Origin of the sequence: Bradyrhizobium sp. SMVTL-02 (assembly GCF_051853005.1) — a bacterium.
Taxonomy (GTDB): domain Bacteria; phylum Pseudomonadota; class Alphaproteobacteria; order Rhizobiales; family Xanthobacteraceae; genus Bradyrhizobium.
Genome location: NZ_CP182469.1, coordinates 5,626,541 through 5,651,550 on the forward strand (window position 1 = coordinate 5,626,541; position 25,010 = coordinate 5,651,550).

At 63.6% G+C, this 25,010-nt stretch carries 21 protein-coding genes and 1 pseudogene; 10 read left to right on the plus strand and 12 right to left on the minus strand.

Annotated elements, in window-relative coordinates; genetic code table 11:
• Positions 1-10: 10 nt before the first annotated feature.
• On the plus strand, positions 11-1,546 hold the full coding sequence (locus ACNJYB_RS26870; protein ID WP_439369486.1) for an AAA family ATPase: 1,536 nt from the start codon (positions 11-13) through the stop codon (positions 1,544-1,546).
• 11 nt (positions 1,547-1,557) lie between these two features.
• The gene (locus ACNJYB_RS26875) at positions 1,558-2,532 is read left to right on the plus strand and encodes a CHAD domain-containing protein (RefSeq protein ID WP_439369488.1); all 975 of its coding nucleotides are present in this window, start codon (positions 1,558-1,560) and stop codon (positions 2,530-2,532) included.
• On the opposite strand, the gene ACNJYB_RS26880 is transcribed toward ACNJYB_RS26875, so the two are convergent.
• Positions 2,529-4,367, minus strand: a complete 1,839-nt coding sequence (locus tag ACNJYB_RS26880; protein ID WP_439369490.1) for a PHA/PHB synthase family protein — start codon at positions 4,365-4,367, stop codon at positions 2,529-2,531. The genes ACNJYB_RS26875 and ACNJYB_RS26880 overlap by 4 nt on opposite strands.
• Before the next feature lie 188 nt (positions 4,368-4,555).
• Here ACNJYB_RS26880 and ACNJYB_RS26885 point away from each other — a divergent pair, with 188 nt between their 5' ends.
• A complete protein-coding gene (locus ACNJYB_RS26885; protein WP_439375653.1) occupies positions 4,556-5,284 on the plus strand; it encodes a CBS domain-containing protein in 729 nt (242 codons plus the stop codon).
• Between the two features lie 15 nt (positions 5,285-5,299).
• Here ACNJYB_RS26885 and ACNJYB_RS26890 read toward each other — a convergent pair whose 3' ends face one another.
• From ACNJYB_RS26890 to ACNJYB_RS26900, 3 genes are all read right to left on the minus strand, one after another.
• Positions 5,300-5,764: a RidA family protein gene (locus ACNJYB_RS26890; RefSeq protein ID WP_439369492.1), complete on the minus strand. Its 465-nt coding sequence runs from the start codon at positions 5,762-5,764 to the stop codon at positions 5,300-5,302.
• Between the two features lie 15 nt (positions 5,765-5,779).
• The gene (locus ACNJYB_RS26895; protein WP_439369494.1) at positions 5,780-7,471 is read right to left on the minus strand and encodes a benzoate-CoA ligase family protein; all 1,692 of its coding nucleotides are present in this window, start codon (positions 7,469-7,471) and stop codon (positions 5,780-5,782) included.
• A gap of 147 nt (positions 7,472-7,618) precedes the next feature.
• A complete protein-coding gene (locus ACNJYB_RS26900) occupies positions 7,619-8,110 on the minus strand; it encodes a MarR family winged helix-turn-helix transcriptional regulator (protein ID WP_035971233.1) in 492 nt (163 codons plus the stop codon).
• Between the two features lie 278 nt (positions 8,111-8,388).
• On the opposite strand from ACNJYB_RS26900, the gene ACNJYB_RS26905 reads away from it, so the two are divergent.
• Both ACNJYB_RS26905 and ACNJYB_RS26910 read left to right on the plus strand, forming a co-directional pair.
• Positions 8,389-9,564 (plus strand): ABC transporter substrate-binding protein, encoded by a 1,176-nt coding sequence (locus ACNJYB_RS26905; RefSeq protein ID WP_439369497.1) that lies wholly within the window; start codon positions 8,389-8,391, stop codon positions 9,562-9,564.
• A 30-nt stretch (positions 9,565-9,594) separates the two neighbouring features.
• Positions 9,595-10,053: a cupin domain-containing protein gene (locus ACNJYB_RS26910; protein ID WP_439369499.1), complete on the plus strand. Its 459-nt coding sequence runs from the start codon at positions 9,595-9,597 to the stop codon at positions 10,051-10,053.
• Between the two features lie 64 nt (positions 10,054-10,117).
• Here the strand turns inward: ACNJYB_RS26910 and ACNJYB_RS26915 are convergent, their stop codons facing one another.
• From ACNJYB_RS26915 to ACNJYB_RS26930, 4 genes are all read right to left on the minus strand, one after another.
• On the minus strand, positions 10,118-11,368 hold the full coding sequence (locus ACNJYB_RS26915) for a flavin-dependent oxidoreductase (RefSeq protein WP_439369500.1): 1,251 nt from the start codon (positions 11,366-11,368) through the stop codon (positions 10,118-10,120).
• A 52-nt stretch (positions 11,369-11,420) separates the two neighbouring features.
• Entirely contained in the window at positions 11,421-13,772 is a 2,352-nt protein-coding gene (locus tag ACNJYB_RS26920) for a bifunctional salicylyl-CoA 5-hydroxylase/oxidoreductase (protein ID WP_439369502.1), read from the minus strand.
• Between the two features lie 103 nt (positions 13,773-13,875).
• Complete coding sequence (locus ACNJYB_RS26925) at positions 13,876-14,712, minus strand: enoyl-CoA hydratase family protein (RefSeq protein WP_439369504.1); 837 nt, start codon at positions 14,710-14,712, stop codon at positions 13,876-13,878.
• A gap of 39 nt (positions 14,713-14,751) precedes the next feature.
• Positions 14,752-15,513, minus strand: a complete 762-nt coding sequence (locus ACNJYB_RS26930; protein ID WP_439369506.1) for an SDR family NAD(P)-dependent oxidoreductase — start codon at positions 15,511-15,513, stop codon at positions 14,752-14,754.
• Between the two features lie 213 nt (positions 15,514-15,726).
• Here ACNJYB_RS26930 and ACNJYB_RS26935 point away from each other — a divergent pair, with 213 nt between their 5' ends.
• The 5 genes and pseudogenes from ACNJYB_RS26935 to ACNJYB_RS26955 all read left to right on the plus strand — a co-directional run bounded on the left by ACNJYB_RS26935 (position 15,727) and on the right by ACNJYB_RS26955 (position 21,434).
• Positions 15,727-16,524 carry an alpha/beta fold hydrolase gene (locus tag ACNJYB_RS26935; RefSeq protein ID WP_439369508.1) on the plus strand — a complete coding sequence of 266 codons (798 nt, stop codon included), beginning with the start codon at positions 15,727-15,729 and terminating at the stop codon, positions 16,522-16,524.
• A gap of 12 nt (positions 16,525-16,536) precedes the next feature.
• Entirely contained in the window at positions 16,537-17,826 is a 1,290-nt protein-coding gene (locus tag ACNJYB_RS26940) for an acyl-CoA dehydrogenase family protein (protein ID WP_439369510.1), read from the plus strand.
• Between the two features lie 2 nt (positions 17,827-17,828).
• The gene (locus ACNJYB_RS26945) at positions 17,829-19,355 is read left to right on the plus strand and encodes a class I adenylate-forming enzyme family protein (RefSeq protein WP_439369512.1); all 1,527 of its coding nucleotides are present in this window, start codon (positions 17,829-17,831) and stop codon (positions 19,353-19,355) included.
• The gene (locus ACNJYB_RS26950) at positions 19,352-20,440 is read left to right on the plus strand and encodes an NAD/NADP octopine/nopaline dehydrogenase family protein (RefSeq protein WP_439369514.1); all 1,089 of its coding nucleotides are present in this window, start codon (positions 19,352-19,354) and stop codon (positions 20,438-20,440) included. Before ACNJYB_RS26945 ends, ACNJYB_RS26950 begins: the two co-directional genes overlap by 4 nt.
• A gap of 3 nt (positions 20,441-20,443) precedes the next feature.
• Positions 20,444-21,434, plus strand: a pseudogene (locus ACNJYB_RS26955) (3-hydroxybutyryl-CoA dehydrogenase).
• Here the strand turns inward: ACNJYB_RS26955 and ACNJYB_RS26960 are convergent.
• The 4 genes from ACNJYB_RS26960 to ACNJYB_RS26975 are packed head-to-tail and all read right to left on the minus strand — an operon-like array spanning position 21,431 to position 24,908.
• Complete coding sequence (locus tag ACNJYB_RS26960; protein WP_439369516.1) at positions 21,431-22,477, minus strand: peptidase M29; 1,047 nt, start codon at positions 22,475-22,477, stop codon at positions 21,431-21,433. The pseudogene ACNJYB_RS26955 and the gene ACNJYB_RS26960 overlap by 4 nt on opposite strands.
• Positions 22,478-22,516: 39 nt before the next feature.
• Positions 22,517-23,284 carry an ABC transporter permease gene (locus ACNJYB_RS26965; RefSeq protein ID WP_439369518.1) on the minus strand — a complete coding sequence of 256 codons (768 nt, stop codon included), beginning with the start codon at positions 23,282-23,284 and terminating at the stop codon, positions 22,517-22,519.
• Positions 23,281-24,066, minus strand: a complete 786-nt coding sequence (locus tag ACNJYB_RS26970; protein ID WP_439369520.1) for an ABC transporter permease — start codon at positions 24,064-24,066, stop codon at positions 23,281-23,283. Before ACNJYB_RS26970 ends, ACNJYB_RS26965 begins: the two co-directional genes overlap by 4 nt.
• Positions 24,063-24,908 (minus strand): ABC transporter ATP-binding protein, encoded by an 846-nt coding sequence (locus ACNJYB_RS26975; RefSeq protein ID WP_439369522.1) that lies wholly within the window; start codon positions 24,906-24,908, stop codon positions 24,063-24,065. Before ACNJYB_RS26975 ends, ACNJYB_RS26970 begins: the two co-directional genes overlap by 4 nt.
• Positions 24,909-25,010: the final 102 nt, after the last annotated feature.

Consider the following 25,010-nt stretch of genomic DNA (forward strand, 5'->3'; position numbering starts at 1 on the left):
CCCAGCTTCGATGACAGACGAAACGGCTGCCCAGGAACGGATCTTCGCGACACTCTGCGCGCATGCCGGCGTGAGGCGGATCGATACGCATGCCGCTTCGGTCTTTCTCGACGGACCGCGCGCGCTGAAGATCAAGCGGGCGGTGCGGTTTCCGTTCCTCGACTATTCGACGCTCGAGAAACGCAAGAGCGCCTGCGAGGAAGAGATCAGGATCAACCGGCCGCTGGCGCCGCAGATCTATCATCGCGTCGTGGCGATTACAGAGGAGACGGATGGATCGCTGAAGGTCGACGGCAGCGGCCGGCCGGTCGAGTATGCGGTCGATATGTCCCGCTTCGACGAAAGCCGGACGCTGGATCATCTGGCGAAGGCCGGCCCGCTCGATGCGAACCTCGCCTCGGCGATCGCCGACGCCATCGCGGCTTCGCATGCGGCGGCGTCCCGCGCCGACGGCAAGGCATGGGTTGCCTCCATCTCCCGCCTCATCGATGCAAACAGCAACGGCCTCCGAAAGGGCAACCATCTCGCAGCCGAGAAGATCGAGCGGCTCGGCGAGGCCTCGCACGGGATGTTCCTGCGCCTGCGAACGCTGCTCGAGGAGCGCGGCCGGCAGGGCTTCGTGCGCCGCTGCCATGGCGACCTGCATCTTGCGAACATCGTCTTGATCGGCGAACAGCCCGTGCTGTTCGATGCCGTCGAGTTCGATGCGCAGATGGCCACCGTCGATGTGCTCTACGATCTCGCATTCGCCTTGATGGACCTGCTCAGCCATGACCAGGCCGCGGCAGCCAACATCGTGCTGAACCAGTATCTGACCACCGCGCCCGTCGAAACTCTCGACGCGCTGTCCGCTCTGCCGCTGTTCATGTCGATTCGCGCGGCCATCCGTGCGCAGGTGGCACTGGCGCGGCTGACGCGGCCCGATGCCGACCGGAGCGGAATTCTCGACGAAGTACGGCGCTATTTCGATCTCGCCCGGGCTCTGATCGCTCCCCCCGTCCCGCGCCTGATTGCGGTCGGCGGACTATCGGGCACCGGCAAGTCCGTCCTCGCCCGCACCCTGGCGCCCCACGTCGGGCCGCAGCCGGGGGCCGTCGTGCTGCGCAGCGACGTCGTTCGCAAGCAGCTGTTTCAGGTGGGACATACCGACCGCCTGCCGCCGTCCACGTACCGGCCCGACGTCACGGCACGCGTCTACGAGACACTGGTGCAGCGCGCCCGACAGGCGCTGCTACAAGGCCATTCCGTCATCGTCGACGCCGTCTTTGCACGCGAATCCGAACGGGACGAATTGGCCGCTCTGGGGCGCGAATGCAACGTGCCGATGAGCGGGCTCTTCCTCGTCGCCGACCTCGCGACCCGGCAGGCCCGCATCGGCAGCCGCCACTGCGATGCCTCCGACGCCACGCAGGAGGTTGCTGCACAGCAAGAGCACTATAATATCGGTCACCTCGGGTGGGCGACCATCGATGCATCCGGTCCGCCGGAGCAGACGCTCCAGAGCTGCCTGGACGCGATCGCGAGGCAAGCAAGGCAATCTGATTGACGCGGGCAAGGATGTCGGGACCCACCACGAGTTCGACGGCGACCGCGCCCGCCAAGCGGGCGACGCGGCGCAATGTCCTGCCCGGCCGCCTCAGCCCCGGCATGGCCTGCGATACCGCCTTCCGCATCATCGCCCGCCGTAACCTCGATGCCGTCCTTGCCCAGCACGACGGCACGTGTCGCGGCGATCCCGACGCGCTGCATCAGATCCGCATCGCGCTGACTCATCTGCGCACGGCCATCCGCTTCTTCTCACCGATGGTCGATGACGCGCTGCGACCGAACGTCTGGGCCGAGCTGAAATGGCTGAATAGCCAGCTCGGCATGGTCCGGGACCTCGATGTCGCGATCGAGCGGGTCGTCGCCGAAAGCGGCGAAAAGCTCGCCGTGGCCGCCGAGCTCCAGCACTGGGACGAGAAACGCGCCGAGAGCCACCGCTTGCTCGCGCGCGCGCTGCAGTCCGCGCGCTTTCGGCGCCTGATCGAGCAGACCTCGGCCTGGATCGAGAGCGGCCCCTGGTCGACCCGGCGCAGCAAGGAGGCAGTCAGGTTGCGCCGGTGCCCGCTTGCCGACCATGCGACGGCCCGCCTGACCGAGTGGGAGGCGACGCTGCTCAGGAAGGCCCGGAAGCTGCGCAAGCTCGACGTCGAAAAGCGTCACAAGCTGCGGCTTCTCAACAAGCGGATGACCTATTCTGTCGAGTCGCTCGCGGACCTTTTCGCTGACGAATCCTTGACGAAGCAGAAATCGATCCTCAAGCAATTGAGGAAGGCGCAAAGATCTCTTGGACAATTGAACGACGACGCGCGTGGGCAGGCGCTGGCCGCCTCGTTGAACGGCGCCGGCCCCGAGGCCGGCATTCGTTTCCTCGACCCCAAACGGGAAAAGAAGCTGTTGCGGACCGCCTCGAAAGCGTACCGGAAACTGGACAAGGCAAAGCCGTTCCGCTCGTCAGATCTTGCGCCGAATTCTACGCCTGACGATTAAGTGTGAACGTAGTCGCCCGGCGCGTCGGGCAGGCCGTCAATGTCTCCGCCCCCGATCGACGGTGGGTCGCAAGGCGCCCCCGAGCGCGCCGCCAGCCATTCGGTCCATTCCGGCCACCACGATCCCTCGACATGGGGCGCCAGCTTCAGCCACTCCTCCGGACCGACATAGGGCGCGTCCGCGGCCTTGGTCTTGACCTGGTAGTTGTGCCAGGACTCGTCAGGAGGCGCGACCACACCGGCATTGTGACCGCCGCTGGCCAAGACGAACGTCACGTCGGCATCGACCTGGTAGTGGATCTTGTAGACCGATCGCCACGGTGCGACATGGTCCGTGAGCGTGCCGACCACGAACATCGGCGTGTGAATGTCGGACAGCGAGACGCTCCTGCATTCGACGCGATAACGACCTTCGGCCAGATCGTTATCCAGGAACAGCTTGCGCAGATACTCCGAGTGCATGCGATAGGGCAGCCGCGTGGCATCGGCGTTCCACGCCATCAGGTCGCTCGACGGTGAGCCCTCGCCCATCAGATAGTCGCGCGACAGCCGCGACCAGATCAGCTCGTTGGAGCGCAAGAGCTGGAACGCGCCGGCCATCTGTGTCGTGTCGAGATAGCCGCGCTGCCACATCATGTCTTCCAGGAAGGCAACCTGGCTCTCGTTGATGAAGAGCGTCAATTCGCCTGCCTCCGTGAAATCGGTTTCCGCGGCGAGGAGCGTGATGGTGGCGAGACGGCCATCGCCGTCGCGTCCCATGGCGGCAGCGGCGATCGACAGCAAAGTGCCCCCCAGACAGTAGCCGAGCGCATGGATCTTCCGGCCCGGCAGGATCTGACCGATCTTGTCCAGTGCGGCCATCACGCCCAGCTTGCGATAGTCGTCGAAGGCCACATCGCGGTCGTTCTCATCCGGATTGCGCCAGGAGATCGCGAACACGGTGAAACCTTGAGCAGTCAGATATTTGACCAGGGAATTCTGCGGCGACAGATCGAGGATGTAATACTTCATGATCCAGGCCGGCACCATGAGGATGGGCTCCGGCCGCACCTGCGTGGTCGTCGGATGGTATTGGATCAGCTCGATCAGATCGTTCCGATAGACGACCTTGCCGGGCGAGGCCGCCACCGTCTTGCCGACGACAAACTGATCGTCGCCAACCGGGTTCGATACGGAGAGCAGGCGCATCAGATCGCTGCACCAGTTTTGCCAGCCAAACACGAAATTCTCTCCGCCGCTCTGGAACGCCTTTTCCAGAACCTGCGGGTTGGTGGCCGCGAAGTTCGAAGGCGCCAGCATGTCGAGCATCTGGCGCATCGAGAATTCGACGATGGCTTCATTTGCGGGGGACACGCCGCGTATGCCGGTCGTCGCATCGTGCCACCAGCGCTCCGTAAGCAGAAAGGCCTGCGCAAGCAGATTGAACGGCGCGGCTTCCCATTGCCGATCCCTGAAGCGGCGGTCCATTCCCTGCGGTCGGACGACGGACCACGGCTCTCGCGACGTCGCGTGCGCGACGGCTTCCAGGAATCGCCCGGTATCGCGCAGAATGCTGCGGGAAAGCTCCATCTGGTGCTGCGGCGCCGCGGCAAGATGCGTGCTCCAATCGAGCCAGGCGAGCGACAAGGCCACGGGCGAAATCCCGCCGGTGAATCGTGCCAGCAAGGCATGAAAGGCGCGATCAAGCGGATACGAATCTGATGCCCGCGGGCAATCGCAGGTAAACGGCGTCCCTAAGGCCCTTTTGGCAATCGCGCCAGAACCCTCTGCTACCGGCTTGGCGAGGGGAACTTGCAGCGGCTCTTCGGCCCGTGGAAATATCTTCACGACGCTCATGGCTGAATGTTCCTGCGGGCCGCTGTTCTACGCCTGCGGCAGGATACGGCGGCACTTCCGGTCCGCGTTGAGCTGCATCAAATCCCCGACACGGACAACGACCTTGTGCGCTTGACCTGGGTCAAACCGCACCTCGATGGACGGGCTAGGTTTTGCGCATCGAATTCGACATGCCAGCGGAGTTTGCCATGCGCGCCCATCAGATCATGACCCGGTCGGTCATCTCGGTCACCCCCGACACTGGCATCGTCGAGGCGGCGAACATCATGCTTAAGCGGCACGTCAGCGGCCTCACGGTGGTGGACGACGCCGGCAGGCTGGTCGGCGTCGTTTCGGAAGGAGATTTCATCCGCCGCGGCGAAATCGGCACCGGGCGCAAGCGGGGGCGCTGGTTGCGGTTCATCCTGGGTCCGGGAACGTCGGCCAGCGACTTCGTCCAGGAACACGGCCGTAAGGTTTCCGAGGTGATGACCCCCTCGCCCGTGACCATCACCGAAGACACGGCGCTTGCGGAGATCGTCGATCTCATGGAGCGGAACAACGTGAAGCGCCTGCCGGTGGTGCGCGGCGATATGGTCGTCGGGATCGTGTCCCGCGCCAACCTGTTGCAGGCCGTTGCGGGGCTCGCCCGCGACGTGCCGGATCCAACGGCCGATGACGATCACGTTCGCAGCCGCATCATCGATACCATGGAGAAGAACGACTGGTGCCCGTTCGGCCTCAACGTCGTCGTCCGCGACGGTATCGTTCACCTCAGCGGCGTCATCACCGAAGAGCGCGTACGGCAGGCCGCGGTGGTCGCGGCGGAGAACGTCGAGGGCGTCAAGAAAGTGCACGACCATCTATGCTGGGTCGACACCATGTCAGGCGTGTATCTGAACTCGCCTGAAGACCGCGATCTCGCCAAGGCGAGCTGAAGCAGTAGACGCGACTCAGCGAGGAATGACGGCGGTGGCCTCGATCTCGACTCGAGCCGCCTTCTCGACGAGCCGCACGACCTGCACCAGGGCCATCGCCGGATAATGCGCGCCGAAGACGGTGCGGTACACCCTGCCGAGTTCCTTCAGGTTCGCCAGATATTCGTCGATGTCGACGACGTACCAGGTCAGCCGCACGAGGTGTTCGGGGCGCGCGCCGCCCTCATTCAGGATCGCGGCGATGTTGCTCAGGGCCTGGTGGACCTGCGCGACGAATCCATCGGCGAGCCGCTCGTCGGCATCCCAGCCTATCACGCCACCGGTAACGACAATTCGCCCCTCGGCAGCCATGCCATTGGCATAGCCCTTCGGCATCGGCCAGCCGGACGGCTGGAGCACCTGCGCGCCCCGGCGAGTGTCGTCCTCGGTTGCGGTCGGCAGCACTGCGAGCTGCGGACCTTTCGGAGGCGTCACGGACAATTCTCTATCCTTCTCTCATTCTGCCGCGACGCCCGAAGACGCCGCTGCCGCCTGTGCAAGCTGTCGCAGGGCAAAACGTTTCAACTTGCCGGTCTCGGTCTTCGGAAGTTGCGTCACGAACTCGATGGCGCGCGGATATTTGTAAGGCGCGATTTCGCGTTTGACATGCTCCTGCAACTCGGCCACGAGTTGAGAGTCCGGCGTCACGCCGGGCGCAGCGATGACATAAGCCTTCACGATCATCCCGCGGGCCTCGTCCGGCGCACCGACCACGCCGCACTCGGCGACGGCCGGATGCGTGAGGAGCGCGGCCTCCACATCCGTACCCGCAATGTTATAGCCGGCTGAGACGATCATGTCGTCGGAGCGCGACTGGTACCAGAAATAGCCATCGCTATCCATCAAATAGGTGTCGCCGGTGATATTCCAGCCATTCTGGACATATTTGCGCTGCCGCTCGTCGGCAAGATAGCGGCAGCCGGTCGGCCCGCGCACGGCTAGCAGCCCCATGGTCCCAGGCGGCACATCATGGCCCGCCTCGTCGACGATCTTGGCTTCATAGCCCGGCACCGGCTTGCCTGTCGCGCCCGGGCGGATGTCGTCCTCGGTTGCGCTGATGAAGATGTGCAGCATCTCGGTCGAACCGATACCGTCCATCAGCTTGATGCCGGTCGCCTTGAGCCAGGTGTCGAATGTCGGCTTCGGCAGTGTCTCACCGGCCGAGACGCACTTCCGAAGCGATGAAATGTCGCGTCCCGGCAGCTTGCCGATCATGGCGCGATAGGCGGTCGGTGCGGTGAAGCAAACTGTGGTCTTGTATTGCTCGATGGCCGTGAGGATGTCGTCCGGTGTCGTCTTCTCCAGCAGCACGAAGGAGGCGCCGATATGCATCGGAAACAACACGCCGCCGAAGCCGAAAGTGAAGGCGAGCGGCGCCGAGCCGATGAAGCGATCCTTCTGCTCGGCCCGCAGGATGTTGCGCGCGTAGCCATCGCAGACCGCCAGCATGTCGCGGTGGAAATGCATGGTGCCCTTGGGATCGCCTGTCGTGCCCGATGTGAAGGCGATCAGGCAGATATCGTCGGACGCGGTATCGACGGCCGTGAACTCGGAGCTGGCATCGGCGGTCAGCGCCTCGAGCGAGTCGGGCGCGCCATTACCCCAATAGACGACCTGCTTGAGACCCGGTGCAGCTAGCTTCGCCTTTTCCATCTCCTCGGCGAGTTTTCCGTCGCAGAGCGCCAGCGTGATCTCCGCCTTCTGGATCGGATAGGACAACTCCTTGGCGCGCAGCAGCGGCATCGTTGCCACGCAAATTCCGCCGGCCTTGATCACAGCGAGATAGGTCGCAACCATCATGGGATTATTGGCCGAACGCAGCAGCACGCGCCCGCCGGTGACGAGGCCCAGCTTGCCGACCAGCACGTTGGCGATGCGATTCACGAGCGCCTGCAGCTCGCGATAGGTGTAGCTCACCGCGGGACTGATCACGCAAGGCGCATCACCGTGGCCCTGCTCCACCCACCGATCGAGAAAATAGCTGACGCAATTCAATCGCGGCGGATAGTGCAGCTCCGGCCGCGTGAAGATGAAGTCGGGCCAGAGTTCGCGCGGCGGCAGATGCTGCCGCGCAAATGTATCGACATGGGCCGTCGCGGCGTTGCCGTCAGACGAGCCCGACGCTTGAACCTTGGCGGCGTTGGCCATCGCACGCTCCTTTGCGCATGGAAAGCACCCGGCAGCACTATCTGGAAAACATTTTAGGCTTAAAACAATTTGGCGCAATAGGGGATTTGGGCATTCCGTGCTTTTTCCTGCGCCAAAAGCGATTGGCGGGCCGGCCCGGATGCGGGCTCAGGGCCGTCTGCGCGCGGCCGATTTCTGCGCCGACGCCTTGGTCTTGGCGAGGAGGCGCATCAGCTCGCGCACGTCCTTCGGCGTCAGGTCGGCGAACAGATCGGCAATCCAGGTCTCGTGTTCCGCGGCCATCCTGCGAAACTCGGCGCGACCGAGCTTCGTCAGGCGGATCACCTGGACGCGGCGGTCGGTTTCCGAGGTGCGGCGATCGAGATGGCCCGATTCGACCAGACGCTCGACAAGACCGGTGACGTTGCCGTTGGAGACCATCATGCGCTTGGAGACGTCGGACAGCGTCATGCCGTCGGGCGCCTTGTCGAGCTGCGCCATCAGGTCGAACCGGGGCAACGTGACGTCGAAGCGCTGCCGCAGCCGGCCGCGCACCTCACCCTCGATCAGTGTGGTGCAGGTCAACAAGCGCAGCCACAGCCGAAGCTCTTCGGCATGATCTTCCGGCGTCTCGACGGCCTTGGTCTCGGAATCAAGCATCTGATGCAGTCATTGACGGCAGGCATTGGCGCCGGCACGGATTCCCCAACGTTTTGAGCTTCAAATAAATTGAAGCCGGCCGCAAGTCCAAAGCTGCAGCAATCGACCGCACCCCAATTTCTTTAGGCTTCAAATAATTGGCGCGCCGCTTGCATGCGCGCCGTGCCGCGGGACGGCAACGTCTTGAGCCTTGCTTGCCGTGGCAGCCATCATCGGCATAAGCTTGGATTGGAGTAGGCGGCTTGCTGCGCAGGCCCTGATGTCACGAGGGACGGAAGATGAAAATGCAATTGACCTTGACCGCAGCCGCCTTGCTGCTCGGCACCGCAATGAGCCCCGCCCTCGCCCAGGAGAAGGTCAAGCTCGGCGTGATCGTGACCCTGTCAGGGCCCGCCGCCGCGCTCGGCCAGCAGGTTCGCGACGGCTTTGCGCTCGCGGTCAAGGACCTCGGCAGCAAGATGGGTGGCCGCGATGTCGAGGTCGTGGTGGTCGACGACGAGCTCAAGCCGGACGCAGCGGTGACCAAGGTCAAGGGCCTGCTCGAGCGCGAGAAGGTCGATTTCGTGGTCGGCCCGATCTTCTCCAACATCCTTCAGGCGATCCACCGCCCCGTGACCGAATCGAAGGTGTTCCTGATCAGCCCCAATGCCGGGCCATCGACCTTTGCCGGCAAGGACTGCAACCCGTTCTTCTACGTTACGTCGTACCAGAACGACCAGGTCCACGAGATCCTCGGCAAGGTCGCGCAGGACCGCGGCTACAAGCGCATGTACCTGATGGTGCCGAACTATCAGGCCGGCAAGGACTCGGTCGCCGGCTTCAAACTCGACTACAAGGGCGAGATCGTCGAAGAATCCTACATGCCGCTGAACACGCTGGACTTCCAGCCGGAGCTCTCCAAGATCTCCTCGCAGAAGCCCGATGCACTGTTCACGTTCATGCCGGGCGGACTCGGCGTCAATCTCGTCAAGCAGTACCGCCAGGCGGGCCTCGCCGATACGATTCCGGTGCTCTCGGCGTTCACGGTCGACGAGTCGACGCTGCCGGCGCAGCAGGACGCGGCCGTCGGCATGTTCGGCGGCGCGAACTGGGCGCCCAATCTCGACAATCCCCAGAACAAGAAGTTCGTCGCAGCCTATGAGGCCGCCTACAACGTTGTGCCCGGCACCTACGCCTTCCAGGCTTATGATGCCGCGATGCTGATCGACAGCGCCATCAAGGGCGTGAAAGGCGACCTCTCCAACAAGGATGCCGTTGGAGCCGCGCTGAAGAAGGCGGACTTCACCTCGCTGCGTGGCGCCTTCAAGTTCAACACCAACGGCTATCCGATCCAGGATTTCTATCTGACCAAGGTCGCCAAGCGTCCGGACGGCAAGTTCCAGACCGAGATCGTCCAGAAGGTTTTTGAGAATTACGGCGATCGCTATGCCAAGGACTGCAAGGCTGTAAATTGAGGCCGCGCGTCGCGTTGAGGGAGGACTGCAATGAAGAACGAAATCACCGGCATCACGCGGGCCAATGAGGGAATCCAGGGCATTTCCTGGAACATCCTCGGCCAGACCTACGTGCCGAAAAGCTACGCGGAGAACAGCTTCTCCTGGCACGCGACGCTGCCGCCCGGCACGTTCGTCCCCCCGCACATTCATCCCGACCAGGATGAGTATCTCTACATGCTGGAGGGCAAGCTCGATTTCGTGCTCGGCAATTCGGAGGCGCAGGCGACTGCGGGCGACCTGATCCGTCTCGGCATGGGCGTGCCGCACGGTATCTTCAACAAATCGGAGCAGACCGCAAAAGTGCTGTTCTGGGTCTCGCCGAGCCGCAAACTGTTCGACCTGTTCTGGGGCCTGCACAACATGAAGGAGCAGAAACCCGAGGACGTGGTGGCGATGGCCGCGGAGTTCAACATCCACTTCCTGCCGCCGCCTCCCGGCGCCGGCTAGGAGCATGCCCCCCGGAAAAGTGTGAAGCGGTTTTCCGGAAGGGGCATGCTCAATCAAAAGTGCATCAAGCACGCACCGCCGCAAGCCCCGGCACGGCGGCAAAGCCCGCCTTGGTGGCGTAGCCGCGCACGATCGCCTCGCGCTGGGAATAGCTCAGCACGTTATCGACATTGTCGAAGCCGTCGGGAGCGAGCTGCTCGACGGCGTCGATGACACCCTCGGGGCCGCCGCGGCGGTTGGAGCGGACGATTTCCGCTGTCATCGGCAGGCGCTTCTTCTCATATTCGAGCAAGGCCTGGCGCGGATGCTCGGCGCGCAGCAGCGCGTCCGTAAGGCAGCGTGCGTCGAGGATCGCCTGCGAGGCGCCGTTGGAACCGACCGGATACATGGGATGCGCGGCGTCGCCGAGCAGCGTGACGCGCCCCGAGGACCAATAGGGCAAGGGATCGCGGTCGCAGGTCGGATATTCGTAGAATTCCGGCGTCGCCGAAATGAGGCTCTTCACGTCGATATAGGGCACGGAGAAGCGCGCCACATGCGGCATCAGCTCCTCGCGGCGGCCCGGCCGCGACCAGTCCTCTTTTCGCGGCGGCGGGGCATTGCCCTCGCCGACCTTCACCAGCACCGCCCAATTGGTCAGTCGGCTCGCGGGGCTGGATCCTTCCGCGATTGGATAAATCACGACCTTGGCGTTGAGGCCGCCGGCCACGATCATCGACTTGCCGGTGAGGAAGAGCGGCCAGTCGCGGGCACCGCGCCACAACATCAGGCCATTCCAGCACGGCGGTCCCTCGTTCGGGAACAAGGTCTCGCGGACGCGCGAATGGATACCGTCGGCGCCGATCAGGATATCGCCACGCGTCGTGTGGATGTGCGCGCCGGCACGATCGAAGAAATAGGCCGTGACGCCGCCCTCGTCCTGCGTGAAGGCCCCGAGCCGGCAGCCGGTGTGAATTGCATCCTGCCCGAGCCGTTCTTCGACGGCGCGGTGGATGACGCCCTGAAGGCGGCCGCGATGGATCGAAAATTGCGGCACGTCATGGCCGGCGTCGACGCCGCGGGCTTCGCGCCAGACCTCCTGGCCGTGGCGGTTGAGGTAGTAGAGCTGGTCGGTGCGGATCGCGACATCGTCGAGCTTCTGCAGCAGGCCGAGGCCTGCCAGTTCACGCATCGCATGCGGCAGCGTGTTGATGCCGACACCGAGTTCGCGGATGGTCTCGGCCTGTTCGAAGATCTCGCATCCAATGCCGCGCGAGCGCAGCATCAATGCCGTGGTGAGACCTCCGATACCGCCGCCGACGATAATCGCCTTCATCGCCCAAACTCCACTCGAAACACAGGCAATGGGGTTAAGGTCGCATGGGCGGTCACTCCGCCGCAAGCGGCTTTGTTGCCTCCGCCTTCAGCTCGGCCCGGGTCTTGGGCTTAGCCTTAATTCTCAGCTCATCGAGATCCTGCCGGTCGCGCACGCTGTTGCGGAAAATCTGATCTTTTCCGGGGAGATATTGCGGCGGGCAGAACGTGCTGTCCGCGCCGTACCAGGCCGCCGCCTTCATGGTGAAGAAGGGGTCGACCAGATGCGGGCGCCCGAGCGCGACGAGATCCGCCCGGCCGGCCGCCAGGATGGTGTTGGCTTGATCCGCCGTCGTGATGTTGCCGACGCACATGGTGGCCACCCGTGCCTCGTTGCGGACCTGGTCGGAGAACGGCGTCTGGAACATCCGGCCATAGATCGGCTGCGCATCGCGCACGGTCTGCCCGGTCGAGACGTCGACGAGATCGACGCCGGCCTCGGCGAAGGCCCGCGCGATTGCCACCGCGTCGTCACCGGTGACGCCACCCTCCGCCCAGTCCGTCGCGGAGATGCGCACGGACATCGGCTTGTGCGACGGCCAGACAGCGCGCAGTGCTTCGAAGACCTCGAGTGGGAAGCGCAGGCGATTTTCGAGCGAGCCGCCGTACTCGTCGGTCCTGGTGTTTGTCAGCGGCGAAATGAAGCTCGCGAGCAGATAGCCGTGGGCGCAGTGCAGCTCCAGCATGTCGAAGCCGCAGCGTTCGCCGCGCTCGGCCGCCGCGACGAAAGAGTCCCTCACCGCATTCATGCCGGCACGATCAAGTTCGCGCGGCACCTGACTATCGGGGAAGTAGGGCAGCGGCGATGCGGAGACCACGTCCCAGCCGCCGTCTTCGAGCGGACGGTCCATGCCGTCCCACATCAGCTTGGTCGCGCCCTTGCGGCCGGCATGGCCGAGTTGCAGGCAGATCTTTGCAGCCGAATTGCCGTGGACGAAATCGACGATGCGGCGCCACGCGACCTCCTGCTCGTCATTCCACAGGCCGGCACACCCCGGCGTAATCCGGGCATCGCGGCTGACACAGGTCATCTCGGTGAAGATCAAGCCGGCGCCACCGATCGCCCGCGAGCCGTAATGCACGAGATGGAAGTCGCCAGGAACGCCCTCCTTCGCCGAATACATGCACATCGGCGACATCACGGCACGGTTGGCGATCTCCATCTCGCGCAGGCGGAACGGCTGGAACAGCGGCACCATCGGCTTGTTGGCGTCAACGTCGAAGCCGCTGCTGCGAACCTGCCTTGCGAAGGATTTTTCCACCTCAGCCACAAAATCGGGCGCACGAAGTTTCAGATTGTCGTAGGTGATCGCCTTCGAGCGCGTCATCACGCCGAAGGCGAATTGCACGGGATCGAAATCCCAGAAGCGGTCGACGTGCTCGAACCACACCAGGGAGACGTCGGCGGCGTGCTGCGTCTTCTCGACCTCCTCACGGCGGCCGTGCTCGTAGACTTCTAGCGCCGCCTTGATGCCGGGCGCCTTCTCCATCGCCTCGGCGAGCGCGATCGCATCTTCCATCGCGAGCTTGGTGCCGGAGCCGATCGAGAAATGCGCGCTCGCCTTGGCGTCGCCGAGCAGCACCATGTTGTCCTTGACCCAGCGCTTGCTGCGGATCATGGGGAAATTCCGCCACATCGAGCGGTTGGTCAGCAGCTTGTGGCCTTCGAGAAACCAGCCGAAGATGTCGGCCATCCGCGCGGCGGACTCTTGCTCGTTCAGCCCGGTCAGACCTGCCCGCTCGAAAGTCTGCGGATCGGTCTCAAAGATCCAGGTCGAGTGCCCGGCCTCGTACTGATAGGCGTGCGCGATGAACGGCCCCCACTCCGTTTCCTGGAAGATGAAGGTGAAGGCATCAAGCGGCCTGGTCGAGCCCATCCAGGCGAACTTGTTGGTGCGGACATCGACCTCCGGCTGGAAATGATTGATGTATTTCTCGCGAAAGCGGCTGTTGATGCCATCGGCGAGCAGGACGAGATCGGCATCGGCGAAGCGGGATTCATCCTCGACATCCACCTCGAACTGCAGCGCGACGCCGAGCTCCCGCGCACGCTCCTGGAGGATCAGGAGCAGCTTCTGCCGTGAGCAGCCGCAAAACCCGTTACCGCCGACCCGGTGGACGGTGCCGCGGAACTGCACGGCAATGTCGTCCCAATAGGCGAATTCCTGAGTGATGCGGCGGTAGCTCGGAAGGTCGTGCTTCTCGAAATTGTCGAGCGTGGCGTCAGAGAACACCACGCCGAAGCCGAAGGTATCATCGGCCCGGTTTCGCTCATAAACGGCAATGTCGGCGCCGGGCCGCTGCTTCTTCAGCAGGATCGCAGCGTAGAGACCCGCAGGTCCGCCACCGATGATCGCGACTTTCATGGGAGCCTCGCCAATTCACCCGGCCATGAAAACTATTTTAAGCCTAAAATAATTTCGCGCAAGTCCCCGTGGCTGGTTTGGCTACGGATAGTGGCAAGCCGGCTCAGTCGCCCCTGAAGACCGGCTTGACCTTGTTGGCGAAGGCTTCGAACGCGCGCTCGAAATCCGCTGTCGTCATGCACAGCGCTTGGGCAACGGCTTCCGCCTCGATCGCCTCCTCCACCGACATCGCCCATTCCATCGCCAGCATCCGCTTGGTCATGGTGTTGGCGAAGGTCGGCCCTTCCGCGACCTGCCTGGCCAGAATCTGCGCCTGGGGAAGCACCTGCTCCGGCGTGACGGTTCGGCTGAAGAAGCCCCAGCGTTCGCCCTCCTCCGCTGTCATGAACCGGCCGGTATAGAGCAGTTCGGAGGCGCGGGACTGCCCGATGATGCGCGGCAGGATGGCACAGGCGCCCATGTCACAGCCGGCAAGGCCGACCTTGTTGAACAGGAACGCGACCTTGGCACCGCTGGCCGCAAGCCTCATGTCGGATGCCATGGCTATGATCGCGCCGGCGCCGGCGCAGATGCCCTCGACCGCGGCCACGATCGGCTGCGGACAAGCCCGCATCGCCTTGACGAGGTCGCCGGTCATCCGCGTGAAAGCGGTCAGCCCCTTCGTGTCCATCTTGACGAGCGGGCCGATGATCTCGAATACATCGCCGCCGGACGAGAAATTGCCGCCTGCGCCGGTGACGACGATCGTCTTGACCGCGTCGTCAAATGCGCAAGCGCGGAAGAAATCGGTCAGTTCCCGATAACTCTCGAACGTCAGAGGGTTCTTCCGTTCGGGACGATTCAGCGTCACGGTCGCAACACCGTCGACAACGGCCAGCAGGAAGTGCCGCGGCGAATAGTCCGCAAGCGGTACGGTTACGGGATTGGCTGGTCTGCTCATATGATCTCCTTGGCGGTCCTGTTCTGAACCCGCGTCACGCTAGATCTCGCCACCGGCAACTGCGATCGCCTGCCCGGTGATCGCTCCGGCGCCCTCGCCGCACAACCAGAGCACGGCGTCCGCGACCTCTTGGGGCGCGATCAGCCGCCCTTGCGGATTGTGCTTGGCGAGGTCCGCAATCGCCTGCTCGCGGGTTCGCCCCGTCTTTTTCATGATGTTTTCGATGCTGCCGGCGACGAGATCCGTGTCCGTGAAGCCCGGACATACCGCATTCACCGTGACATTGCTGCCGGCCGTTTCGAGGGCGAGCGACCGCACGAGACCGACCACGGCGTGCTTGGCTGCGGTGTACGCGCTGACATAGGCATAGCCTTTGAGCCCGGCCGTCGATGCGACCGCCACGATGCGTCCATAGGGACGATCCTTCATTCCGGGCAAGACTGCTCGGATAGCATGCACCACGCCCATGAAATTGACGTCCATCATGCGTGCGAAAAGTGCACTGTCCGATTTCGCGAACGGTGCGGATTCGGCACTGCCCGCATTGGCGACCAGTATATCGATCGGCTTTCGCGCATGGGCCTCGGCGATGGCGGCGTTGAGCGACATCTCATCCGACACGTCAGCGACGGCTGCAAAATGCGCGGCTCCCGACTTAATCGCCTCTTCAAGAGTTGCGGCATTCCGACCGAGCACCGTCACCGTCGCGCCGGCCCGGACGAGGGCGGCTGCGATCGCGCGGCCGATGCCGCGGCCGCCACCGGTCACCAGCGCGTGCGGCGATTGCGGCAATGCGGACATGCGCTGGCTCCTCGGGGGTTGATCGCTCTTTCCGATATATTTTAAACTTCAAATTTTTGCAACGAAGGCGCCAATCGGCGCCGTGAACAGTTGCGCGCCAGAGACCCGCTCCCGAAATTGCTTTAAGTATAAAATTATCGCTTTCCATCCTTCACAGGCCTGTTAGCATCACGGGGCCAAGCAAAGGGATGTCGCGTGTCGCAGCCTGCGCCAATGATAACAAAGGAAGGCCGCTTCGCCTATGAAGCTGCGGGCGACCCTGGCGCGACACCCCTGGTTTTCCTGCATGGCATCGGCGGTGCGGCGCGCGCCTGGCGACGCCAGTTGGCTACATTCGGCAACCGATTCCGCGCGATTGCATGGGACATGCCGGGTTATGGAGGGTCCGAACCGCTCGCCAGCGTCAGTATCGCTGCCCTGGCCGATGCACTCCAGCAGTTCATCGAGCAGCTTGGTGCGGCCAAGCCTATTCTGGTCGGCCATTCCATCGGCGGCATGATCGTCCAGAAATGGCTGGTGCAATCGCCGAAACTGGCACGTGCAGTCGTCCTGGCGCAGACCAGTCCGGCTTTCGGCAAGGCCGACGGCGACTGGCAGAAATCGTTCATCGCCGCCCGGCTCGGGCCGCTCGACCGCGGCGAGACGATGAAATCGCTGGCGCCTTCGCTGGTGAAGGAACTTGTCGGAGATGATCCTGATCCGGAAGGGATGGAGCTTGCGCGCGAATGCATGGGAAGCGTGCCGGAGGCGAGCTATCGCGCCATGATGCTGGCCCTGATCGGCTTCGATCAGCGCAGCACGCTCCAGGATATTTCTGTTCCGACGCTGCTGCTCTCCGGCTCCAAGGACAACAACGCGCCGGCGCCAATGATGGCAAAGACGGCGACCTATATCCCTTCCGCCGAATATGTCGAACTCGCCGGCGTCGGCCATCTCGCCAACCTCGAGCGGCCCGGCGCCTTTGACGAGGCACTCGGCCGGTTCCTGAATTCCGTCGCGACCAAAGCGTAAGGTGACTGCGCAATGACAATGCAAGTCAGCAAGACTATCGGTGCAACCGGCAAGGTCGTGCTGGATACGCCGATCTTCGACCCCGTCGCCTTCCGCCTGAGCGACGAGCAAGCCGGCATCATCACGCGCGCCCGCGAAATCGGCCAGAGTGTGTTCGCCGGCCGCGCGGCGGTCTACGATCGGGGGGCGGTCTTCCCGACGGAGAATTATCGCGATCTGCACCGAGTCGGTCTGCTCGGTATTGCCATCCCCAAGAAGCATGGCGGGCTTGGCGCGAATTACCAGACTTATGCCCTCGCAGCCGCTGAGATCGGCCGCTATTGCGGCGCCACCGCGTTGACCTGGAACATGCATGTCTGCTCGACCCTGTGGTCGGGGCCCCTCGCCGACGATCTCGATATGGATACGGAAACCCGTGCAGAGCACGAGCGGCGCCGCGCAGTGCACTACAAGCGCATCGTCGAGGACGGCGCGATCTACTCGCAACCCTTTTCCGAGGGCGGCGCGGCCGCCGCGGGCGGCGTTGCATTCGGCACGGAAGCCAGGCCCGTCGAGGGTGGCTGGATCGTCAACGGCAAGAAGATCTTCGCGTCGCTCTCCGGCCATGCCGACTATTACGGCGTGCTTTGCACCGAGATCGAGAAAGGCGAGAAGGCCTCGCGCCGAAACACGCTTTATCTCGCGATCCCCGCGACATCGCAAGGCGTCTCGGTGGTCGGTGACTGGGATCCGCTCGGCATGCGCGGAACGGTCTCGCGCACGCTGCTGTTCAAGGACGTGTTCGTCCCGGAGGATTCGGCGCTGATGCCGCGCGGCGTCTATTTCCAGGCTGCGATGCGCTGGCCGCACATGTTCCTGACGCTGTCGCCGACCTATATGGGCCTCGCGCAAGCCGCCTACGACTTCACGGTGCGCTATCTGCGCGGCGAGGTCCCCGGTATGCCGCCGGTCAAGCGCCGGATGTATCCGACCAAGCAGATCGCGGTCGCGCAGATGCAGATCAAGCTGGAGCAGATCAAGTCGATCTGGTTCCAGGCCGTCACCGAAGCCCGCGCCAATCCGAGCAAGGAACAGGTGCTGCGCGCTTACGCCGCACAGTATTCGGTGATGGAGGGGGCAAACGAGCTCGCCGCGCTCGCAATCCGCACCTGCGGTGGCCAGGCCATGCTCAAGTCATTGCCGCTGGAGCGCATCTATCGCGACAGCCGCTGCGGCTCCCTGATGCTGCCTTGGACGGCGGAGCTTTGCCTCGACCGCATCGGGCGCGAGGCGTTGTACGAGCCCGGTGAAACGGACGATTGACGGTGGACCTCTGTAGTCTGATCGATCGCAACGCGGCGTTTTCGCCAGACAAGACAGCGATTGCCTTCGATGGCGAGCGACTGAGCTATGCGGCATTCGCTGCCCGTATCGAGCGGACTGCCACGGCCTTGAAGCAGGAACTCGGCGTCGGCCGCGGCGACCGCGTGGCGATCCTGAGCCTGAACCGGCCGGACTATCTGGTTCTGCTTTATGCCTGCGCGCGGCTTGGCGCCATTCTGGTTCCCTTGAACTGGCGGCTGGCGGTCGCCGAGCAGCTCTTCATTCTCACCGACGCGGGTGCCAAGGTGCTGGTGCTCGAGCAAGCCTTTGAGGGAGTTCTTTCCGAACTTGCACCAGCAACATCTATCGTCGGCCTCGACTTTACGCCACCACGCGGCAGGACATTCGAAAGCCTGCTGGCTCGCGGCGAAGGCAACGGTCGCAACCCGCACACCGATCTCTCCTGCCCGCTCCTGATCGTCTACACGTCGGGAACGACCGGCAGGCCGAAGGGCGCCGTATTGCGCCAGGAGGCACTGTTCTGGAACGGCGTCATGAGCCAGCACATGCACAACATGACGTCCGACGATCATGTGCTGACGGTGCTGCCGTTCTTCCACGTCGGCGGCCTTAACATCCAGACCACGCCAGCGCTTCAGCTCGGCGCGACAGTTACGATGCACGCGCGCTTCGCGCCTGATAAAGCGCTCGCTGCCGTTGAACAGGAACGGCCAACCTTGACGGTCATGGTACCCGCGATCATCCAGGCTGTGAGCGAGCACCCCGCTTGGGCCACAACCGACCTCTCGTCACTCAAAGCCGTCGCCACAGGCTCGACCATCGTACCGCCCCACCTAATCGAGCGCTTCGTCGCGCGCGGCGTCCCGGTGCTTCAGGTCTACGGCTCGACGGAAACCTGCCCCATCGCGATCTACACGCGACTTGGCGGTGATCTTTCGCGCGCGGGATCGACCGGACTTGCCGGCTTGTGCTGCGAAGCGAAGGTGATCGACCATGACGGCGCTGACATGCCGGCGGGCACGCCGGGTGAAATCGCCGTGCGCGGCCCCAACGTGTTTTTCGAGTATTGGGGCAACGCAGACGCCACACGCGATGCGCTGCACGACGCCTGGTATCGCACCGGCGATATCGGCCTGTGCGATGCCGAGGGCTATTTCTGGGTCCGCGACCGCAAGAAGAACATGATCATTTCCGGCGGCGAGAACATCTATCCGGCCGAGGTCGAACGCGTTCTGCTCGAGCACCCCGACGTCAGTGAATGTGCCGTGATCGGCCGACCCGACCCGCGCTGGGACGAGGTGCCGATCGCCTATGTCATCCGGCGGTCAGGTTGCCGGCTCGAAGCGGACGAACTGAGAGTGCATCTTCAGGCGCAGCTCGCACGTTACAAGGTGCCGCGTGACTTCGTCTTCGTCGCCGACCTGCCACGTACGGCGCTGGGCAAGGTCCAGCATTTCCTGCTGAAACAGCTTGATGCGCGCTCGCATGCGCAAGGAGAAGCATCTTGAGGATTGCGGTCCTGGGTGGGGGAAACGGCTCTTTCGCCGCCGCTGGCGATTTTGCCCTGTCGGAGCACGACGTCCGACTCTGGCGCCGCGACGCAGACCAGGTGGCGGCACATCGTGACGCCGGCTCGCGCATCGTGGTGAAGGACCATGACGGTCGCCACGATGTGAAACTGACGATGGTCACGACCGATATCGCCGAAGCCATCAGTGGCGCCGAGCTGATCCTCTGCCCTGCCCCGGCTTTCGCACAGCCGGAAATTGCCAGCCTGCTGGCCCCGCATTTGCGGGACGGCCAGGTCGTGTTTCTGCCGCCGGCGACATTCGGCTCGATGATCTTCGCGCAGGCCACACGCGAGGCCGGCAACCGCGCCAAGGTGAGCTTTGCCGAAAGCGGCACACTGCCCTGGCTCACGCGCAAGCACGGGCCATTCGAGGTCGCAATCACCATCCGCGCCAAGCGGCTGCCGGTCGGCGTGTTTCCGCTCGACGAGGCGCCGCATGCGCTCGACGTGATCGGACGCGCCTTTCCCGGTGTGATCGAGGCCTGCGGAGACGCGTTATCCGGCGCGCTGATGAATGCGGGTCCGATCATACATCCGCCGCTGATCGTGATGAATGCGGGCCCGATCGAGCACTTCGAACGATGGGATATCCACAAGGAGGGAACGCAAGCCGCGATCCGCCGGGTGACCGATGCGCTCGATGCTGAACGGATCGCGGTGCGCGAGGCGCTCGGCTACGGCGCACCGCATTATCCGCTCGCGCATCATTACGCGAAGGACGGCGAAATCTGGATGTATGGCCGCGGCTCGCATGACCGGCTGACCGATTCCGGCGACTGGCGGGAACGGATCGTGCTGACGGAACACCGTTACATGCGTGAGGATTTGCGGCTCGGGCTCTCGCTGCTGGTCTCCGTCGCCACACTGGCGGGCGTGGCGACGCCGCTGGCCAAGGCTTTCCTGGCGGTCGGCGGCGCGGTCTGCGGCGAGGATTTCGGACGAGGCGGCCGAACGCTGGATACGCTTGGCCTTGGCAGCCTCAGCAAGGCCGAATTGCAGACACTGCTTCGCAATGGATTCTGATCGATGACACGTCGCGCCAAGATCGCCTGTCTCGGGGCCGGCCGTATGGGGCGCGGCATTGCTGTCGCGTTCGCCTATGCCGGGCATACGGTCACGATGGTCGACGTCAAGGTCCGTTCGGCGGAAGATTTCGCCAAGCTGGAGGCGGACGCACTCGGCGAAGTCCGAAAGACCTTTGGTAGCCTTTCGGAGTTGGGGCTGCTCACCGAGGCAGATGTCGATCCCCTCATCGCTCGTGTGTCGGTGGTATCGGCCAGCCGGAGCCACGCAGCGCTCGCCGATGCCGGATTAGTCTTTGAAGTTCCCCGAAGTCGTCGAGCTTAAGCGCGAGGTGCTGAGCGCTGCGTCAAAGCAAGCCGGCCCAGGTACGATCATCGCATCGACCACGTCGACCATCCTCGTCGACGATCTCTCGGGCGCGATCGTGAACCCTCATCGCTTTCTCAACGTGCACTGGCTAAATCCGGCCTATCTGATCCCGCTGGTCGAGGTTTCACCCGGCAAAGCCACCGATCCCGTCGTCGTCGAGGAGGTCAAGACGCTGCTTGAAGGCATTGGGAAGGTCCCGGTGGTCTGTGCCGCGACGCCCGGCTTCATCGTCCCGCGCATCCAGGCGCTGGCGATGAACGAGGCCGCACGCATGGTCGAGGAAGGCGTCGCGAGCGCCGAGGAAATCGATAAGGCGATCCGCTATGGCTTCGGCTTCCGCTATGCCGTGCTCGGGCTGCTGGAATTCATCGATTGGGGCGGCGGCGACATCCTCTACTACGCGAGCCGCTACCTCGAAGGCGCACTCGGCAGCGATCGCTATCGGGCGCCCGAGGTGATTTCGAAGAACATGCACGAAGGCCGGATCGGTCTCCGCACGGGCGCCGGCTTCCTCGATTACTCCGGCCTTGACGTCGATGCCTATCGGGTCAAGCGGCTTCAGGCCATGGTGGACCTGCTCCGGCACTTCGACCTGGCGCGCCCGCCCGTGCTCGACCGCGGCTAGCCGAAGACGTCCTGCAGGACGCCCTCCCGGACCACCGCAACGCCATCGAGCTCGATGGTCGTTCCCATCATCGGCAGATCGAAATGCCCTGCCGTGTACCGGCCGGCGAATTCGTTCGCGCCGGTGGAGAACAGGAAATTGCCGCAGACAGCACGGATCTCGGTGCCGTTGGTGTCGCGCTGGTCATACATCGACAGCGCCTCGTAGCGCGCGCCCGGATTCATGCCGAAGCCGACATGCGAGACAGCGTAGGCCTCGCGGTCGCCCCAGGCGGCGAGATAGGCGCGCATCATCGCGGCATCCGTGCCCTCGCCCTCCAGTTCGACGACATAGTCGTCCTTCAAGATCATCTTCACGGGCGAGGCCAGGTAGCGCTTGAAGGTCAGATTGATGTCACCGGGTGCCATCACCAGCGTGCCGTTGATCGTTCCGCTCTTGGGAAAGCTGACCACGATGCCACCGGGCCAATGCGCCAGCGTGCCGGGCTTGTCGGTCCAGCCCCACACACCGACCGTTGAAGCACCAACCATGTCGACGTCGAGCGCCGTGCCGGCCTTCGACGTCACCCGCATGCGCTTGGTTCCGCGCAGCATCTTCGCCGCAGCGCGGACGCGCTTTTCCAAGGCCGGATCCGGCACCATGCGTTCCAGCGCCTCGGGATGTTCGTTCGAGACCACCAGGATTCGCGCACCGGCTTTGAGAATTTCAGGCGTTTCCACCGCGTGCATCAGCCCCTCGATGGTGCAATCCACGACGAAGCCGGCCTGTTGAAGTGCGGTGATGACCGGACCAAGCTTTTGGATCGCCTCGCTGGCCCCGGTCGAGCGAACCGGAACGATATTCCGGTTGCGTGGCGTCGGCATCACCAGATGGAACGGCCGCGCGCCCATGCGCAGCAGCGCGAGTTCTGCCAGATGAACATTCAACGCGCGCGATTGGGTCTCCGACAGGATCGCCGCGGTATCGCCGGGCTTGACGGCGCATCGCTCAAAAATCTCGGAAAATGCGTCGATCCATTTTGCCTCGACGCGATCGGCCAGCATGGTTCACTCCCGGTATCTTGGTTTTCTCGTTCAGTCAGATCACGCTTCGGGGAAGCCCCGCAAGAGGTATGATCGCAGGGCGCCCAACAGGGCGTTCAGGATCAACCCCAGCAGCGAGATCGTGATCAACGGCACGAACATGTCGACGGCTTGGAACGTTCGGGCCGCCGTGACGAGAGCATGGCCCAGCCCATCGGTCGACGTGATCATCTCAGCCAGAAACACCACGATGCAGGAAATGACAAGGCCGATCCGGCAGCCGGTCAGGATCGACGGCATCGCCGCGGGCAATACCACCTTGAACAGGATTTCGTAGCGCGGCGTCCCCGCCGCCATGGCCGACCAGATCAGCTTCTGCTCGACGGTCGACGCGCCGTAATAGGTTGACAAAAGAATAGGGAAAAGTGCGTCCGCAGTCACCAACGTGATCTTCGATCCGTGGCCGAAACCGAGCAGTAGCAGGAGTGCAGGATAGAGTGCGACCTTGGGCAACGGCGCCAATACGCGTACGATCGGCCGGACCGCGGCGTTGATTGACGGATTGGCTGCGGCGGCGATACCGATACTGACGCCCAGCACGACCGCGATCGCAAAGCCGGCAAACAGCCGGATCAGGGTCGCCGCGATCTCCTGCTGGAACGTCCACGTCAGGAGCTGTTGAAAGAGGCGACTGAAGACGTAGCCCGGGGCCGGCAGCAAGGCCGCCGGCGCAAAGCCGAACGAGACGAGGCTCTGCCAAACCGCGACCACCAGCGCGATCGGCGCGAGGCCAAGCAGGAGGTTTGCTGAGATGAGGCGCGATGTCATGAGAAGCTCAGCGGCATGTCGAACTGAGGCTCGGACCAGCGCACCAGCCTCGCACGGATCCGCTCGAAGATCGCGTCGAGGCAGATGCCCATGGCCCCCACGATGATGATCATCGCGAAGACTGTGTCGTACTGCCCCATGTCCAGCGCATTGAACAGGATGTTGCCCGCGCCCGACTGGCGCGCGATCATCTCGCTGGTGATCATGGTGATCAGCGCCAGGACCAATCCCGTACGGCATCCCGTCAGGATCTCCGGCAGCGCGGCAGGCAGCACGATCCGGATCAGGCGCTGCAGAGGCGAGAGACCCATAGCGGCACCTGACCACAGCATTTTCTCCTCGACGGCCTTGGCGCCCTCGAAGCTGTGATAGATCACGGGCAGACTGACGCCGAGGAAGATCACCAGCGTCTTTGTGGTGTCGCCGACGCCCAACCACAGCATGATGATGGGCATCAATGCTGCCTTCGGGACCGGATAGATCACCATTAGAAGCGGGTTGAAGAAAGCTGCGACGGCCCGGCTGCGCCCCATCAACAAGCCAAGTGGAATCGAAAAAAGCACGGCTACACCGAACCCCGTCGCCATGCGGCGAAGCGAAGCCAGGATGTTCATCAGGGATTCCTTATCGCCAAGGATATCGGGAATCGCGCGGATCGCCTCGATCGCCGTTGGAAAGCTGTCGTTCTTCAGCACCAGCGCAGCCGCCTGCCATATTGCCAATAACCCGACGCAGGCAAGCACCGGGGCGGCACGCTTGAGCACGGCAGCCGACGACATCATGAGGCGGCCCCGCCCTCGTCGCTTTCGTCGAACATGCGTTCGATGTCCACGACGTATTTCTGATAACGCGGATCGAGGAGCAATTCGTTACGGCGCCGCGGTCGCGGAAGATCGATGTCGATCACCTGCCGGATACACCCTGGCGATTTCGACATCATCACCACCTTGTCGGAGAGAAAGACGGCTTCGTCGACCGAGTGGGTGACGAACAACACCGTCTTGCGATCGCGCTCCCAGATGTTCAGGAGATCGTTCTGCAAGCGTGTCCTGGTATGGGCGTCGAGCGCGCCAAACGGCTCGTCCATCAACAGGACTTCAGGATGGTAGGCGAGCGTCCGGGCCAGGGCGACGCGCTGCTTCATGCCGCCTGACAGCTCCTTGGGATAGAAGTTCTCGTAGCCCTTGAGGCCGACCATCTCAATCAGCGAGCGGCTCTGCGCTTCCGCCTCGCTCGCCCGCACGCCTTGCTGGCGCGGCCCGTACATCACATTGCCCAGGACCGTCTTCCAGGGAAACAATGCAAACTCCTGGAAGACCGGTCCGCGATCCGGACCGGGTCCTGTGATCGCTTGGCCCTTGATCTTCGCCGCGCCGCTGGTTGGGCTGACAAAGCCTCCGACAATGTAGAGCAGTGTCGACTTGCCGCAGCCGGACGGCCCGAGAATCGAGACGAAAGCTCCTTCGTCGATCGTCAGCGAGATGTCCGATAGCGCCAAATGGTCCTTGCGCGCCGAGGTCTGGAAAACCTGCGAGACGCGATCGATCTCGATGATCGCAGAAGCCGGCTTTTGCGACGTCACCGGTCTCACCCATCCGCTCGATCTCGAAGGCACCACCTTCATCCCGCTCTCACTTCACGCGTCCGCGAACGTCACGCAATCGACCTGCTGAATGTCATCCACCAGCCGCATGAGCGTAGCAAAAAGCCTGCCAGACGGGCGGTT